14 protein-coding genes are annotated in these 17,266 nt (G+C 34.7%); 8 read left to right on the top strand and 6 right to left on the bottom strand.

Annotated elements, in window-relative coordinates:
- Window positions 1–69: 69 nt before the first annotated feature.
- The 5 genes from fabF to ACFELV_RS03730 form a co-directional block, all read right to left on the bottom strand.
- Entirely contained in the window at window positions 70–1,329 is a 1,260-nt protein-coding gene (fabF, locus tag ACFELV_RS03710; RefSeq protein WP_375326805.1) for a beta-ketoacyl-ACP synthase II, read from the bottom strand.
- Between the two features lie 71 nt (window positions 1,330–1,400).
- Entirely contained in the window at window positions 1,401–1,658 is a 258-nt protein-coding gene (gene acpP, locus ACFELV_RS03715; protein ID WP_375326806.1) for an acyl carrier protein, read from the bottom strand.
- A gap of 827 nt (window positions 1,659–2,485) precedes the next feature.
- Window positions 2,486–2,647 (bottom strand): hypothetical protein, encoded by a 162-nt coding sequence (locus tag ACFELV_RS03720; protein WP_375326807.1) that lies wholly within the window; start codon window positions 2,645–2,647, stop codon window positions 2,486–2,488.
- A gap of 147 nt (window positions 2,648–2,794) precedes the next feature.
- Complete coding sequence (locus tag ACFELV_RS03725; RefSeq protein ID WP_375326808.1) at window positions 2,795–3,034, bottom strand: exodeoxyribonuclease VII small subunit; 240 nt, start codon at window positions 3,032–3,034, stop codon at window positions 2,795–2,797.
- A 92-nt stretch (window positions 3,035–3,126) separates the two neighbouring features.
- Entirely contained in the window at window positions 3,127–4,320 is a 1,194-nt protein-coding gene (locus ACFELV_RS03730) for a fatty acid desaturase (RefSeq protein ID WP_375326809.1), read from the bottom strand.
- 474 nt (window positions 4,321–4,794) lie between these two features.
- Between ACFELV_RS03730 and ACFELV_RS03735 the strand changes: the two genes are divergently transcribed.
- Window positions 4,795–5,427: a hypothetical protein gene (locus ACFELV_RS03735; protein WP_375326810.1), complete on the top strand. Its 633-nt coding sequence runs from the start codon at window positions 4,795–4,797 to the stop codon at window positions 5,425–5,427.
- 49 nt (window positions 5,428–5,476) lie between these two features.
- Here ACFELV_RS03735 and ACFELV_RS03740 read toward each other — a convergent pair whose 3' ends face one another.
- Window positions 5,477–6,217 (bottom strand): peptide deformylase, encoded by a 741-nt coding sequence (locus tag ACFELV_RS03740; RefSeq protein ID WP_375326811.1) that lies wholly within the window; start codon window positions 6,215–6,217, stop codon window positions 5,477–5,479.
- Window positions 6,218–6,344: 127 nt separating this feature from the next.
- Here ACFELV_RS03740 and pheS point away from each other — a divergent pair, with 127 nt between their 5' ends.
- The 7 genes from pheS to ACFELV_RS03775 all read left to right on the top strand — a co-directional run bounded on the left by pheS (window position 6,345) and on the right by ACFELV_RS03775 (window position 17,229).
- A complete protein-coding gene (gene pheS / locus ACFELV_RS03745) occupies window positions 6,345–7,394 on the top strand; it encodes a phenylalanine--tRNA ligase subunit alpha (RefSeq protein ID WP_375326812.1) in 1,050 nt (349 codons plus the stop codon).
- Complete coding sequence (gene pheT, locus ACFELV_RS03750; RefSeq protein WP_375326813.1) at window positions 7,391–9,793, top strand: phenylalanine--tRNA ligase subunit beta; 2,403 nt, start codon at window positions 7,391–7,393, stop codon at window positions 9,791–9,793. The genes pheS and pheT overlap by 4 nt, the downstream gene beginning before the upstream one ends.
- Before the next feature lie 212 nt (window positions 9,794–10,005).
- A complete protein-coding gene (rimP, locus tag ACFELV_RS03755) occupies window positions 10,006–10,497 on the top strand; it encodes a ribosome maturation factor RimP (RefSeq protein WP_375326814.1) in 492 nt (163 codons plus the stop codon).
- Between the two features lie 15 nt (window positions 10,498–10,512).
- Window positions 10,513–12,006, top strand: coding sequence for a transcription termination factor NusA (gene nusA, locus ACFELV_RS03760; protein WP_375326815.1), 1,494 nt, complete (start codon window positions 10,513–10,515; stop codon window positions 12,004–12,006).
- 366 nt (window positions 12,007–12,372) lie between these two features.
- Window positions 12,373–14,877, top strand: a complete 2,505-nt coding sequence (infB, locus tag ACFELV_RS03765) for a translation initiation factor IF-2 (RefSeq protein ID WP_375326816.1) — start codon at window positions 12,373–12,375, stop codon at window positions 14,875–14,877.
- Between the two features lie 68 nt (window positions 14,878–14,945).
- On the top strand, window positions 14,946–15,317 hold the full coding sequence (gene rbfA / locus ACFELV_RS03770; protein ID WP_375326817.1) for a 30S ribosome-binding factor RbfA: 372 nt from the start codon (window positions 14,946–14,948) through the stop codon (window positions 15,315–15,317).
- A 181-nt stretch (window positions 15,318–15,498) separates the two neighbouring features.
- The gene (locus ACFELV_RS03775; RefSeq protein ID WP_375326818.1) at window positions 15,499–17,229 is read left to right on the top strand and encodes an ABC transporter permease; all 1,731 of its coding nucleotides are present in this window, start codon (window positions 15,499–15,501) and stop codon (window positions 17,227–17,229) included.
- Window positions 17,230–17,266: the final 37 nt, after the last annotated feature.

The following is a 17,266-nucleotide window of genomic DNA, read 5'->3' on the forward strand; positions in this document are numbered from 1 at the left end:
ATATATATTAACAAAAATTAAAAGATAAGTGAAATAATAAAAATAGAATGATTAAATAAAGCTTTTCTCTTATATTCGTTTAACCACCAAGCTGGCGTTAGTTCCCCCAAAACCAAAGGAATTTGAAAGCACATAATTAATTTTTGTCTGTCTTGCTTCTAATGGTACTAGATCTATTTTAGCTTCCTCTATGCAATTATGCAGATTTAAAGTAGGAGGGGCCACTTGATCCTGGATTGCAAGCAACGAAAAGATGAGCTCCATGCTACCAGTTGCACCAAGTAAATGCCCTGTAGAAGATTTAGTAGATGACATAAGGATTTTTGGGTTAGCATCTAAAAATAATTTTTGTACAGCTAATAACTCAATAACATCACCAATTGGAGTAGAAGTACCATGAGCATTGATGTAGTCAATCAAGTGAGCGCTAATTTTGGCATCTTTCAGAGCCTCAACCATTGCTCTATAGGCACCCCGACCTTCAGGATGAGGTGAGGTGATATGATAAGCATCGCCAGTAGAACCATATCCTACGATTTCCCCATAAATTTCAGCTCCTCTTGCCAGGGCATGTTCATATTCTTCCAGTACTACTACGCCTGCCCCTTCACCCATAATAAAACCATCACGGTCTTTATCCCAAGGTCTTGAGGCGATTTCAGGAGTGGAATTATATTTAGTTGATAAAGCCCTAGCAGCAATAAAACCTGCGACTCCCACTGGAGTAATGGGAGCTTCAGCTCCGCCAGCAATCATAACATCGACAGTGCCATATTGAATCATACGCATTGCATCACCTATCGCATGGGCTCCTGTAGAACATGCTGTTGCTGAGGCATGATTTGGTCCAGTAAAACCATATTGAATTGATACGTGCCCAGCCAGGAGATTAATTAGTGAGGCGGGAATGAAGAAAGGACTAACCTTACCACTATTATCTGTATGAAATTTTACAGAGGTTTCTTCAATCATTTTAAGACCACCAATACCTGATCCTAATATTATACCTGTTCTATTTGCTGATAATTCATCGGTTGCTTTCCAGCCACTATCTTCTATTGCTTCTACTGCTGCGGCAATTCCGTATTGGATGAATAAATCCATTTTATGTAGACTGCGAGGGTTAATATATGCCTCGGGGTTAAAACCATTAGAGTCTGACTTATCAATTATGCCAGCTATCTTGCACGCAAGATTATCAACATTAAACCCTGTGATAGATTTAATACCGCTCCGTCCTTCTATAATACCATTCCAAGAAGACTTAACATTGTTACCCAGAGGGGTAACTAGCCCGAGGCCTGTTATCACTACTCGTCTAGTTAACATACTTGTTCTATTTTTGAGTGTTAGTTCTTAACATAAAATCAAAATAATAGTTAAATCTAATGAAAGCTCATTTAACTTTTCACTACCGCTTGTTTGTTTTCGATATAACGTATTACGTCAGCAACAGTAAGAATTTTTCCTGCATCTTCATCTGGTATATCACAGCCAAATTTTGCTTCTATTGCCATCATTAATTCAACAGTGTCTAGGCTATCTGCTCTCAGGTCTTCAATAAACCTAGAGTCTGGGGTTATTTTTGATTCATCTATTTTTAATGAGCTAGCAACAGTCTTAATAACAGTGTTTTCGACATCCTTATCTGTACTCATAATTTAGAACCTCACAACTTATTTAAATTAATTTAGAAAAATATTTAAGTGCAAAACTTTTATATTTAATTTTTATATCTTCTCTTGTGTAATATAAGAACTTAGTCTGTGACAATTGATAGTAGCAGCACTAAGTATCAAGATATTAGATATAGATAATATTTTGCACTTTGGTATAACAACTTCAAACTTTCTAGCACAAAAAAACATTTTATGCCAGTGTAAAATAACAGTAATTTTAATGCTTTTTAAATTTCTCTATATGCATTTCCCTAGTCAATCCTATATTAGGCGGAGATAATAAAAATTATGTATAGCCTGCGCTATTTAATACCATTTACGAAAACTAATTATCTACGTTCGTCGTACTTCATGATCTGCTGCTCCTCACGTATACGTCTGTCACACTACTGGACAAAAATAGAAAATGGTTAAAAAAACATATTATTTTAAGTACAAAATGTTATTTTTGAGATAATAATTGCTAAAAACGAGCTTTAGCAGATAACAATTTTTGTACTTTTTTAACCATTTTCTATTTTTGTCCAGTAGTGTGACACGTCTGTACGCGGAGGTAGCTGACACTCGTACTCCTAGTGCTAATTTAGTTTTGGGAAATGGCATAACTAGTAATACCATAAATCTGGCCGATTTGTTTGTTGGGCATGCGTATTACCTATAAGCTTTTAGAGGTAGCTCTTGATGAAAATTCAAGTATCCTTCACTACAGCATGAAAGTTATAACACCTTATTATTTAGTAATGTAACTTATGGTTGTTTCTAGCAGAGCAATATAATATATATTGGATAAAAGTCAAGAGCTGAGGTTAGTGGTTGTTAATTAAAAGTACAGGCTTATAACTTAACCACCATTCAATAGACTTCTTTCGAAACTCTACTGGCGATGGTAATTTGGGCAATGAATCTAGGCTCAAATCCTCACTACTACTGCCGTACGCTGCAGTTTGAAGCGAAGAGTTGACTTTCAAATTCCCTACCAGAAGCGCGCTCTACAAGAAGTCTAATATAAAAATTAAAATGCTTAATCGAAATAGGCTTTGCTACTGCCTCGCTTTTCTTGCAGTTGATTCTATCGTCTATTTGCGGTCAATTACAAATAATTTAGTAACGTCTTTTTAAGGATCGATTGTTTCTAATATCACCGTAGAATCTGCTAATTTGGTAATTTTTTCAACTTTTAAGCGGGCGTTATGTAACTTTTTTTCACAATGTTCTTTTAGTAAAATCCCTCTTTCAAAGTTATTAATTGATGATTCTAAGCTCTCTTCTCCAGCATCAATTTTTTTGATAATTTCTTTTAATTCCATTAAGGCAGCTTCAAAGCTCATCTCTTTAATAGGAGGTAAATTTTGCATAAATATCTATTATATTTCAATTTTTAATGAAGGCAAATATTGAGATAAAATCAGTATACTTGCATTATATAAGCGTACACTAGAACTTAAGACTAATTACTAAGATATTGTTGTTGATCCAGCTTGTGATATAGTTGATAAATTGCTTCTTCACTGCCCTTAATTTTCTTACTAGCAATTTTCAGTAATTGGTCGGACGATTTTTCAGTTAGTTGTATTGACGAATGTAATTGCTCCGCTAGCTTTTTAAGTGATTCCTGAATTTCCATAAACGACTTATTTAATTGTTCTTTGATAGAAATAGATGAATTTTCAAGCTCTTGCAGTTTCATCCTTATATGTTCTACTAATTGTTCAACTTTACTTTGTAGTAAACCTAATTGCTGTTTCCGACCCTCTAATAAACTGGAACTTACTTCATGCATTTTGGCATGGATTCGAATTTTCTGGGTACGTTCTAAGTTCCAAGCTAACCCTATTTTACTCATTAAATATATTATCCATTTGTGCACATCAAAGTGATACCATTTAACGCCATTGCGATAATCAGAAGGAAAAGCATGATGAAAATTATGCCAATTTTCTCCTAATAGAAATAAAGCCATCCACCAAATATCTCCAGCAGTACCTTTATAATATTTTTTGCTACCCATAAAATGACATAGTGAATTCACGCAAAAAGTTGCATGCTGTTGTAGTGCTCTTCCTATAGTAATAAATAAAAAACCTGCATATGCAGCAATCAGAGTTCCATTAATTAAATAGCCAATAAGCATAGGAACAATGCTATTCATCAATATAGCGATTTCCCAATAATATTTTAACTGCCATTTTAATATTTTATTCCTTCTAAGTTTCACCATAGTAATACGATCGATTGATTTATAGCTACCACCGATTATCATCCAACCAATGTGCGACCATATAAATCCAAGGATTTTATTATTAAATTTTAATGGGCTGTGAGGATCCAAATCTTTGTCAGTATAGCTATGATGTTTATAATGATTTGATGCCCACGATAGCACTGGTCCTTGCAGCGTGGCAGCAGCCATAATCGCTAACAAGAACTCTACTACCTTGTTTGTTTTAAAGGAATGATGTGACCACAAACGGTGCAAACCTACCCCTACTGCTATATTAGATCCATAATACCCTGCGACCAATAAGCCTATTTCAAATAGACCTATACTATAATTAGCTGAATATTGCACTAGTAAATATAACAGTACAAAAGGAAGGATAATCAGTACAGAAAAAGCACGCCAATCGATATTTTTTAGCATAATATATGATAATTACTTAAATAAAATAATAGGATAAAATGTAAAGATATATGAGTCAAAGATCTCATATTGTCTAATACTAAATATGTGGAGAACTAAGCAAATGCAGTTTTTAGTTTATAAGTCTTTACTGCCTATTTGTCAAAGCCAAATTCTGCTAATCTTCCCTACTATATATTAAAAGTCTTATTTTAATATATTATTCCATAATATGCAAATATTAATTAGTAGTTTATACATAAAGTTAAGCACCTAAGCCCCTAAATTCAGCTTTTACGGTTTTAAGAGTACATTATGTCAGCGGTGTTTACGCAATTATAAATTATATCAGAATATTTATTTTTTTGGGTGTTTTAAAAGAAAATATAGTATTAAGTTATAGAAAATGTGGTAAGATACTACAAAAGAGTTATTAATTTAGCTCATTTGGATAGCGATTTAAATGACATGGTCTAATTAAGGAAGGATAAAATCATGGTAACAAGACACACTGTTGCTCACACATTTGGAGGCGATAATAGAGAGACTAATACACCAACAAATCTAGATATTCAAACTTTCAAAAAACTTAATGTAGGATTCACAGAAATTTTTCTATGTGTAGATCAAATAGATAAAACGCTAAAGAATGCTAAACAAAATGGTAAGTTACCTTCCAATACACTTCAAGAACTAGAAGGGTACTGGAGTCCTGTTGCAACAAAAATTTTGAACTTTCAGACAGAGTGGAGCAAATTAGATGACAAGAGCACAAGCGCGCATCTAAAGGATGCATGTGAAAAAATAAATAGACAAGAATATGATTCGAGTCCGATTGGGCGTTTAGCAAAATTTGCTGCAGAACAATTGGAAAAACTTAAGGAACCAATTAATAAGAAATTTGCAAGTTCCCTTAAAGCAATCCAAGAGAATGAATTTCTAAATGCATTAAAGGACGTAATAAAAGAGGCATGCAATGCAGTGTTTACGATAGTAAAGAATGCAGTTAAAACTAGTGTAGAGAATGCTATAGCAATTGGTAAATTGGCAGAGAGTGTTAAGAAGTTTGGTGAGGTAATGACAAAAACAGTAGTAGGTAAAGCTCCAAGCGGGGGGTTAAGTCGTTAAAAATAAGTATATTGTTATTTTGGTTGGTTATGCCATTACTTTATTAGAGCTAACAGGGTGATTGCAAACACTGTTTTATTCCCATTAAGGTAGAGCTGTCTAATTGAGTTAATAGCGAGGATAGCAAAACAGGGTCAAAAACTACTTGCTCTTCCTGCCTATCAAAAATAAGCACCGGTTTATTAGTGCCTAAGTGGTGGTTATAAGAATCGTCATTTTTTCTACTATTTATTTCTTTGTTTAGTAAAGTAATAATTAAATCTTTTTGTGATAAGGTGCAATCCTCAAATATTCTCTGCAGATAAACAATTCCTTGTAAATGATCATATTCGTGCTGAATTATATGGGCTTCAAATCCTGTTGCTTGTCTTGCAATAATATTGCCCTCTAAGGTTTGATATTGCACCTGAATACTAGAATATCTTTGTACTTTGCCCCGCAAAGGGCCAAGAACACTTAGGCACCCTTCGCCATATAAAGGGTAATATGTCTCTTGACTATAACTCACTATTTTAGGGTTGAGCATGATAGTAATGTTAGGGATCGTTTCATTAGGGTATCTTGCCTGTGCAGCTATTCTTGCTTTTTGATCATCCACTCCGACTAAAAAAAGTTTGATAGGGTTACTAATTCCTGCACATTGATTACATGCTATACCCACCCCGCCATACAAATTATTTACTTCTTGCAAAATAGTTATATAACTTTGAAGCAGATGGGACTGAGTGAGATCCGCATTGGGAGCAGGTATATGAAGTTGTGCATCACCAATTTGTCTTACTTTAAGCATCGTTACTTCCTTGATTACGGTGTATGGTATAGATTATTTTCTTATACTATCCTCCTTGATTTTATTAGTAAATGAATTATTTTATATTGAACTTGAGTCCATATTAACATTCCCTAATTTGAATATTATGAATAACATTGATAAAATACTAAATTCTGCTGAGGAAAAAATAAATTTAACTAAGACTATTACTGAATTACAGCAAGTTAGAGTGGAGTTTTTAGGTAGACAAAGCTTAATTACTCAGGAACTGAAAAAACTGGGCGTGCTTACCCATGAAGAACGTAAGGATTTAGGAGCAGCAGCTAATTTAGTGAAATTACAAATTACCCATTTGTTAGAAGCTCGACAAATTATGTTAGAGGAGATTGAATTAGCAAAACGTTTGACTGAAGAAAAGATAGATTTAACAATTCCTGCAAGACAATATAAGCAAGGAAGCATACACCCTGTTACCCAAGTTACTGAGGAATTAACGCACATCTTCGCAAAATTTGGCTTTATTGTACAAGGTGGTCCTACTATAGAGAATGATTGGTATAATTTTACTGCTTTAAATTTTGATAAAGACCACCCAGCGCGGCAGATGCATGATACATTTTATCTGAAAGCACGAGAAGAAGAACGTAACTTATTATTGCGTACTCATACCTCGCCAGTGCAAATTAGGGTAATGGAGAATAGTAAACCGCCTTTTAGATTGATTGCCCCAGGGAGAACTTATCGTTCTGACTATGATATGACTCATGCCCCCATGTTTCATCAAATTGAAGGTTTAGTAATTGATGAAGATATTAATATGGGGCATTTGAAATATGTGATAATTGAGTTTATCAAAGATTTTTTTGCAGCAACTAATATAGAAATACGGTTTAGACCAAGTTTCTTTCCATTTACTGAACCTTCAGCAGAAGTAGATATTAAAATGCCAAATAGTGATAAGTGGCTTGAAGTATTAGGTTGTGGCATGGTGCACCCAAATGTCTTAAAGAATGTTAATATAGAGAGTACGAAATATCAAGGGTTTGCTTTTGGCTTGGGGATTGAGCGTTTTGCCATGTTAAAATATAATATTAAAGACCTCAGGCAGTTTTTTGAAGGTGATATACGATGGTTAAAACATTATAATTTTTCTATGTTTGATTTTGTTGGGAGATTAGGAGGAATAGCAAGATGAGATTCACTTTATCCTGGTTAAAAAAGTTTTTAGATACTGAAGCTTCAGTATCTAAAATTGCTCAGAGTTTAACTGCACTGGGGTTAGAAGTAGAAGAGGTAATAGACAAAGGAGCGGAATTAAGTGATTTTGAAGTGGCTTATATATTAAATACTAGGCCGCATCCTAATGCAAGTAAACTTCAAATATGTGAAGTAGAGACTCAAGCAGGAATCTTACAGATTGTTTGCGGCGCTAGTAATGCTAGAGCACAACTCAAAGTTGTGTTAGCTAAGGTTGGCTGCAGAATTCCCAAGGGTAATTTCAAGATAAAGGAGTCAGTGATTCGCGGAGAAAAAAGCTGTGGAATGCTTTGTTCGGAAGCTGAATTATTACTTGGTCCTGATTCTGAAGGTATTATAGAATTGCCCTCCGTAGCCAAGGTTGGGGAGTCATTTATAAAATATTATGGACTAGATGACCCAGTATTTAATGTTAATGTTACTCCAAATCGGGGTGATGCGCTTGGGGTTTATGGGATCGCTAGAGATTTAGCAGCTTATGGTCTTGGTAAGCTCAAAGAGTTAGAATTACCGAAAATTAAAGAAACATTTCAGTCTAATCTTACTCTACAGATCCAAGACAAAACAGTTGCTGCATTGTTCTGTCTGAGAGAGATCCGAAATGTACAAAATAGAGCAAGTCCAGATTGGTTAAAACGGTTATTACAAAATATAGGAGTAAAATCGGTTTCAGCTATAGTTGATGTGATGAATTATATATTATATAGTTTTGGCCAACCAATGCATGCCTATGATCGAAATAAATTTTTAGGTAACATCCGAGTAGGGTTGCTGCAAGAAAAAACTAAATTTATAGCTTTAAATGGGAAAGAATACGTTTTAGAGGAAAATGATTTAATAATTCATGATAATATAGAGCCTCAAGCTATTGCAGGTATTATAGGGGGGAGTCATAGTAGTTGTAGTAGCAATACTCAAAATATTATTGTAGAAGCTGCCTGTTTTTCTCCTATCTACATTACTAGAACTGGTAGGCGGTTACAGATTGAGACTGAATCCCGTTATCGTTTTGAGCGCAATATAGATCAAGCCTTTACTATGAAGGCTTTAAATATTGCTACTGAAATGATTGTAGCTATTTGTGGCGGAGAGGTCTCGCAGGTGATCTATGAAGGCAATGTTCATCCTATTCAAAAATCTTTAGAGTTTCCTGTAAGTTGTTTTGCTAAAATAACTGGTATGCACCTCAGCCTATTAGAAATTCGTGGTATTTTAGAAAGGTTAGGCTTTATACTATCACAGCAAGATAGTAAGCTATCTCTAACTAACGACATAATTACAATTTTAGTACCTTCCTGGCGTCATGACATCAAGATCAAAGAGGATATTGTTGAAGAAATTATGCGAGTGTATGGTTATGAACAGATAACATCAATTAAATTACCGCCGCTAGACTCAAGGAATATTTGCTCTGAGCAACAAAGAAGAATAGGGGACCTTAGAAGAGTTTTAGCTAGCTGTGGGTATGATGAAGTAGTAACAAATTCATTCATGTGCGGTAAAATAGCACAATTATTTACTGAAGTGCAAGAGGATTTGTTTTTATTAAATCCGATTAGTTTAGATAATAACTATATGCGGCCTTCTATTATCCCGAATTTATTAAAGATAGCCCAGAAAAATCTTGATAGATCTATTAAAAATATTGCTGTAATGGAAGTAGGGCCAGTGTTTAACTCATGCACCGTAGAGGGGGAATTATTATTTGCGTCGGGCATAAAATGCGGAGACTATAATGTAACGAATTATCATGGGGCAGGGCGTTTATATGATATTTTTGATATTAAATCTGACTTAGAAATTGCTTTTAGTTACATGAACCTCAAAATAGATAATTGTCAATTTGCTAAAGGAGATTTATCTTATTATCATCCAGCAAGGTCTAGTGTAATAAGGCTTGGAAACAAAATAATAGCATGGTTTGGTCAAGTTCATCCTAATATATTAAAATATTTTGGTATTAAGGAAGAGGTATTTGCTTTTGAAATTAATATTGCAAATATACCATTTACTAAATCAAAATTTGGCACAAAAGCAGAGTTTTTTGTCTCGGATTTTCCAGCCACTTGCAGAGATTATGCTTTTGTGATTGATATTGGTCAGCCCGTTGGGGAGCTAATAACTTATATAAAGAGTCTTGATAAAAAAATAATAAAAACTGTCGATCTGTTCGATGTGTATTCTGGAGAAAAATTACCATTAGGCAAAAAATCCGTAGCAATTAAAGTACAATTTCAAGCAGACGATCGTACATTAAATGAGTCAGATTTAAGTCAGTTGAGTGCAGTAATTATTTTGGGAGCCAAACAGAAATTTCAGGCAACATTAAGAGAATAAAAATTTTTAGTTATTGCTAATATAATAAAAATATTGTATCATATAAAATGTTATTTAATCTTAATAAAAAAGGTGGGTTTAACCCACCTTTTTTATTGATTCCTGATAACTGTGTCATATTTATTTTTGCAATTTGAAGTAACTTACGTGATTTCCCAACCAAAACTATATGTATATTTAATTTCAAGTAATAATTAGAATTAGTAATTATAATGCAAGCTATAGAGCAACAAGTTACTGATATAATACAAGAAACTTTAGAAGGGTTGGGTTTTGAAGTAGTACAAGTTACTCTAAAGGGGTCAGCCCATAAAGTTTTGGAGATACTAATAGATAGGTTAGATGGATCAACAATTTGTGTCGCAGATTGTCATAATGTAAGTCACCATGTTTCTGCCTTGTTAGATGTAGAAGACATAATTAATGTTAAGTATTTTTTAGAAGTATCTTCTGCAGGGATAGAGAGACCTTTAGTAAAATTTCAAGATTATATTAAGTTTTTAGGTAGAGAAGTGACAATAAAACTAAAAAATTTATTAAACGGGCAAACGCGATATCAAGGCAAAATATTTAAAGCTGAAAATAATCAAATTTATCTTAATACTAGTGCGGGAGAAGTAATTATTTTATTTGAACATATCAAAAAGGCATCTTTAGTATTAACAGAAGAAATGTTTAGGAATTTAATAAATAAAAAATCTTAAAAGGCAATAAATTTTATGGTTAATATCGGTAACATAGAAATTCTGCAGATCATAGATTCGGTAGCAAGAGAAAAAAGTATACCTAAAGAAGCGTTAATTCTGGCCATGGAACAAGCCGTACAAGTGGCGGGCCGTCGGAAATACGGAAATGATCATAATATAAAGGCAGAAATTAATCGAAAAACTGGTGATATTAGCCTTTTTAGGGTGCTGGAAGTAGTAGAAAGATCAGAAGATTATTTTACACAAATTTCTTTAAAAGATGTTATGGAGAGAAAAAGTGATGCTAAAATCGGAGATGAAATCTATGAATTATTACCTCCTATTGACTTAGGGCGCGTTGCAGCCCAAACTGCTAAGCAAGTAATAATACAACGTGTGACTGAAGCAGAGAGAGAAAAGCAATATGAAGATTTTAAGGAAAGAAAAGGTGAAATCCTCAATGGCACTGTCAAACGAATAGAATTTAATAATATTATTGTAGATCTTGGTCGGGCCGAAGCGATCATAAAAAAAGATCAACTAATTAGAGGAGAAAGCTTTAAGGTAGGAGATCGTATTAAATCATATGTTCAAGATGTAAGGTTAGTCGCGAAAGGGCCGCAAATCTTTTTATCTCGTACTGATGATAGAATGATAGTAAAGCTATTTGAATTAGAAGTGCCAGAAATTTATGACAATATTATTGAAATAAGAGCGATTGCCCGTGATCCTGGATCAAAAACGAAAGTTGCAGTTTTTGCTGCTGACTCTACTGTTGACCCTATTGGAACTTGTGTAGGGATTAAAGGTAATAGGGTAAGAGCAATCACCAATGAACTGAATGGAGAAAAAGTAGATATAATATTATGGAATAAGAATATTGCTCAATTTGTTATGAACGCTCTTGCCCCTGCAGAAATTACTAAAATTGTGATTGACGAAGATAGAAATACTGTGGATGTTGTAGTATCCCAAGATAATTTAAGCTTGGCAATAGGGAGACGTGGACAAAATGTAAGATTAGCTTCCAAGCTTACTGGATGGAACATCAATGTAATGACCGAAGAACAAGAATCTAAACGTCGGCATGAAGAATTTCGTTCTACCACGGAATTATTTATGGAAGCTCTAGATGTGGAAGAAGTGATAGCACAGCTTTTATCTGCCCAAGGGTTTATTACTTTAGAACAAATTGCTTCTAGTAGCATTGAAGCTTTGATGGATATTGAAGGGTTTGAAGAAGAATTAGCAACTGAGATTAAGGACCGCGCTATAGAATATATCAACATAAAAAATGAGAAGATTATTGCTAAGCTGGAGGAATTAGGGGTTGAGCAGGAATTAATTGATGTATTAGAATTACAACCAGAGTTCATATTAAAGTTAGCAGAGTATGGAATCAAAACTATAGAAGATTTAGGTGAATTAACAGTTGGTGAATTTAAGTCATTAGTATCTACTTCAGGCATGAAAGAGGAAGATATGGCATTAATAATTGATACCGCTCGTACTAGTGAAAACAAGTAGTAGCATGGTCAAGTCATAACATACGATAGTAAGTAATATATGCGCTTATTTTTTCTATCTCCTCTTTTAAGTTTATAAAATAGACTTCCTGCATATAGTTCAACAAAGCCCTCGGGATTTTGAAGAAAAAAATGAAGCCGCGCCGAACAACTGTAACATAGATGGTTGTTACGTAGGGGAAGGCCGCGTTTTAACGACCAAATCACCAACTAAAGAACGATAGGCTATAGGCAAAGTAGTTACTACAGCTATACTAGAATTCTGTCCTCTCACTGCCACTTGCTGGCTTTCTTGTCAAATTGAATTCAGTAGCAGGGTGGAGGGGAACTTTAATAACTAATAATGAGTTAAAGAGATCTGATATTTATGACGGATAACCAAGACCCTAAACCAAAAAGATTGACCTTTGGCAGTTCAAAACTGACCCTGAACAAGTCAGTGGGAAATGCTAATATGCCCAGAAGTGTTGTTAGTTCTGCTAAAACTATTGTTGAGGTTAAAAAGAGTAGTACTACCGCCAATGATTTATCTTTTAATAAAAATTGGTCTAGTAATACTAATGCTCAAGGGGTAGACTCTGCAGCGAAAGAGGAATTTAACAGACGTTTAGCTGTGCTAAAAAGTGCTGCAGAAAAAGCTAAGGCTAAGAATGTTGATAATCAATTTGTTTCTACCTTAACGCAGCTCGCGCGCATCAACCCTGCTGTTGCTCGAACGCCAGATAGCAGTAATAATGTTGTAGAGCAGGTAGTAGATACACCGGAACCTCTTAATGAAGTACCACAAAATTTACCTGTTGGACCGTCCATACGGGAAGAAGTAGGGCAAGATAAGAGTGTTTCCAAACATCTTAAGACCTCGGCACCGACGCCTTTTGCCCCTCTAATTGCCGATATTCCAGAAAAAGATAAGATGGGTGATAGTAAGGTAGGAGCCCAAAAAATCAAGGTTGAAGAACCAAAAAAGCTAAAAAAAGCCGATATTTTTAATATGCTTGATTCTAAGGGAGAAGATAGTGATGGTAAAACTAGAAGTCTTGCCTCTTTAAAAAGAGCACGTGAAAAAGAAAAACGGAAAGCTGAACAATACATGGCGCCAGAAAAGGTCTATAGAGAGGTAGTGATTCCTGAAGTAATTATGGTAGGGGATCTAGCCGCTAAAATGTCGGAGCGTTCATCGGATGTTATACGAGAATTAATGCGGCTAGGAGTTATAGCTACTACCACTCAAACTATTGATGCCGATAATGCAGAATTGGTCGCGACTACTTTAGGTCATACTGTCAAAAGGGTTCAAGAGTCGGATGTTGAAAATATATTAATTAGTGAAGAGGATAAAGAAGAGGATTTAAAAAGTAGAGCTCCTATTGTCACGATTATGGGTCACGTTGACCATGGCAAAACTTCCCTCCTGGACGCCTTAAAATCCACAGACTTGGCTAGCAAAGAAGCAGGAGGTATTACTCAGCATATTGGCGCTTATAGGGTGCATTTAGAGGGAGATAGAGCCATTACTTTTATTGATACCCCAGGGCATGAGGCTTTTTCAGAGATGAGGACCCGAGGTGCAAAAGTAACAGACATAGTAGTAATAGTGGTAGCTGCAGATGATGGGATTAAACCCCAAACAATAGAGGCTATTAATCACGCAAAAGCTGCAAATGTTCCTATAATCGTTGCGATAAATAAAATAGATAAGCCAGGGATAAACCTAGAAAAAATTAAAAATGATCTTATACCTTATGGTTTAATTGCTGAAGAATTAGGGGGGGATACTATGATAGTGCCTGTCTCTGCTCTACAGAAAGTTAATTTAGATAAGCTAGAAGAGGCTATTTTATTGCAAGCAGAAATGTTAGATTTAAAGGTTAATTATGGTGGGTTAACTGCGGGAGTAGTGATAGAAGCAAGAGTTGATAAAGGTAAGGGCACAGCTGCTACTGTGTTGGTACAACGTGGTCTTCTCCGTAATGGAGATATAGTAGTGGCCGGTACCAAATATGGTAAAATCAGGCGCATGAATAATGATAAAGGAGTCAATGTTAGTGTGGCAGGGCCAACAATACCTGTAGAGATCTACGGTTTGAATGAAGTACCCCGAGCGGGTGATCAGTTTAATGTTGTGACTAATAAGAAACAGGCCCGAGATATTATAAATTATCGGGAGCGTATTGCTAAAGAAAAGAAAATTTCTATCACTCAAAGATCCAGTCTTGAAGAATTATTCTTAAAAGCTTCAGGGGCAGCAGGCTTTGTGAAAGAGTTGGCAGTAATTATTAAAGGGGATGTGCATGGGTCAGTAGAAGCAATAGTATCTAGCTTGCAAAAATTACCAGCGGACGAAGTAAGAATAAGAATATTGCATCAAGCAGTAGGCAGCATAGTGGAAGCAGATGTTACCTTAGCAAGAGCCTCTAAGGCTATTATTCTTGGCTTTAATGTCAGGGCTAATAGTAATGCGTTAATTATGGCAGAAAAAGATATGGTGGATATCCGATACTATTCTATTATTTATAATTTATTGGATGATATCAAATTAGTGATGAGTGGTATGTTATCTCCGATTATTAGAGAGCAATATATTGGCACAGTTGAGATTAGGCAGATATTTGTGGTTACAAAAGTAGGAAAAGTAGCTGGGTGTTATGTTACCAAAGGTATCATTAAAAGAGGGGCAGGAGTGCGTTTAATACGTGATAATGTTGTGGTACATGAAGGGAAACTTAAAACTCTAAAACGTTTTAAAGATGAGGTTAAAGAAGCCCGCGAAGGTTTTGAATGTGGCATCGCTTTTGATAATTATAATGATATCAAAGAAGGCGATATGATAGAAGTGTTTGAAATTATTGAAGAAAAGAAACAGTTATTATAATAATAAGGTGATATTTTACTAACAAATTTTGTCAACACAACTTAGGTCAAGGAAGAGTAATGTAAGTTATGAAAACATCTTTAGATAAAGCTAAGGGGCATAGACAACATAAAGTAGCAATATTAGTTAATACAGCAATAGCTGAAATATTACGACGTGGTAAAAAGTTAGATGAAAATCTAATTGATTGTCCTATAACTATTACTAAAGTAATAGTTACTGGTGATTTAAAATTAGCAGATTGTTATTTTGTACCCTTTAATACTAATTTAAGTGCAGAAAAGCTGATAGCAGCCTTAAATAACTCAAAATATGCTATCAGGCACTTAGTAGCCACTAAAGTTAATCTAAAATATTTTCCTGATATTCGTTTTCATTATGATTATGGTTTTGATAATGCGGATCAAGTAGAGCAATTATTAAAAGATAAAGGGGTATAGATGTATATACTTTTCGCCTTTCAAGAGTTGTTTTTTCATTTTATTGGGGTTTTAATTAGGCTCACATACTCTTTGTACCGTCCGCGCGCCTACCGCTTAAAATAAAACCCAACTCTTGAAATCCATAGAGTATACTCATTTGCTTTGTTGAATTGTCTTCTTAGAATAATTTAAAGCAGTTATGCATTTTATAAAATATTCTCAAAAAAATAATAATAGCCTGCTGTTTAATGGCTTAACTTTTGTCATATTAGGACTCTTCTTTATTTTTATTGCATGGGGCTTAAAACAAATGAACGCGCCTATCGCGATATTAACACAAGAACCAGTGACCTTAGACTATACTAATCTCTTTAACTACTCACTGCGTACCCTGTTAAGGATGCTCATTGCGGTGATAATATCACTGGGATTTACTTTTATTTATGGTACTCTTGCGGCGAAAAGTAAGAAATGCGAGCAAATTTTTATCCCGTTATTAGATATTTTACAATCTTTACCTATACTTGGTTATATTTCCTTTACGGTGACAGCTTTTTTAGCCCTGTTTCCAGCAAGTGTGATGGGAGCGGAATGTGCGGCAATATTTGCTATTTTTACTTCACAAGCTTGGAATATGACTTTTAGTTTTTATTATTCCTTGAAAACTATTCCTCAAGAATTACAAGAAGTAGCATATATTTTTAAAATGTCCAGTTGGAGAAGATTTTGGCAAATTAATGTCCCTTATGCAATACCATCTTTAGTAGGGAATATTGGGATATCAATATCTAGCGGTTGGTTTTTTGTGGTGGCTTCCGAAGTAATTACCGTAGGCAATAGTAATATTACCTTACCTGGTATTGGCTCTTATATCGCTTTAGCGCTTGAGCAGAAAAATCTGCATGCGATAGGATATGCTCTTCTAGCTATGAGTTTAGTGATTATATTATACGATCAATTGCTACTTAGGCCCTTAAATGCATGGGCTGATAAATTTCATTATAAAATGACGCCTGGTAGTAATGTGCCGACTTCTTGGGTATTGAGTTTGTTTCATAGAAGTAGGATAATGAAAAAATTAGCTCTTCCTGTTTATTACCTTGGAAGGTTAATATTATACACTCCCATATTCAATAAATATGGTATAAGAAATACCAATGTGTTAATTAATTCTTCTCACCCTCTGCTTACTCTGCTAGATTACGTATGGTATATAATATTATTAGTAATAGGTGGTGTCTCTATTTATTATATAGGTTGTTTTTTATATTATGATATTGGCTTTGCTGAAGTGCTATATGTCTTTAAATTAGGCTTAGCGACCTTGGCTCGTGTAGTGGTGTTGATTATCATTGCAGCACTTATATGGGTTCCTATTGGGATATATATTGGTTTAAATCCTAAAATAGCTTCCTTTGCTCAGCCCGTAGCACAATTTCTTGCCGCTTTTCCAGTAAATTTATTGTTTCCTGTGGTCTTTATAGTGATTAGCCATTATCATTTAAACCCCAACATTTGGCTGAGTCCGTTGATGATAGTAGGCACGCAGTGGTATATATTATTTAACGTAATAATAGGAGCTTCTTCTATTCCTAATGAACTTAAGGATGCAACAATAATCTTAAGAGTTAAAGGGTGGAGCTGGTGGTATAAGGTAATGTTACCGGCTATTCTTCCATATTTCATAGTCGGGGCGATCACGGCTTCTGGTGGGGCGTGGAATACTAGTATAGTAGCAGAAATTATTACTTTTGGTGGTCAAACAATGACCGCCTATGGACTTGGAAGCTATATAGCACAAATGACCATTACCGCAGATTTTAATAAAATAGTTTTAGGTATGGGAGTTATGGCTTTATTGGTAATATTGTTTAATCGTTTAGTATGGAGACCTTTACACGAATATTGTCTCAATCGTTTTAAAATTTAATGTCATATCTACTCTTTGCTTTTGAAGTGTTGGATTG

The sequence above is a fragment of the Candidatus Tisiphia endosymbiont of Nemotelus uliginosus genome, from assembly GCF_964264835.1.
Taxonomy (GTDB): domain Bacteria; phylum Pseudomonadota; class Alphaproteobacteria; order Rickettsiales; family Rickettsiaceae; genus Tisiphia.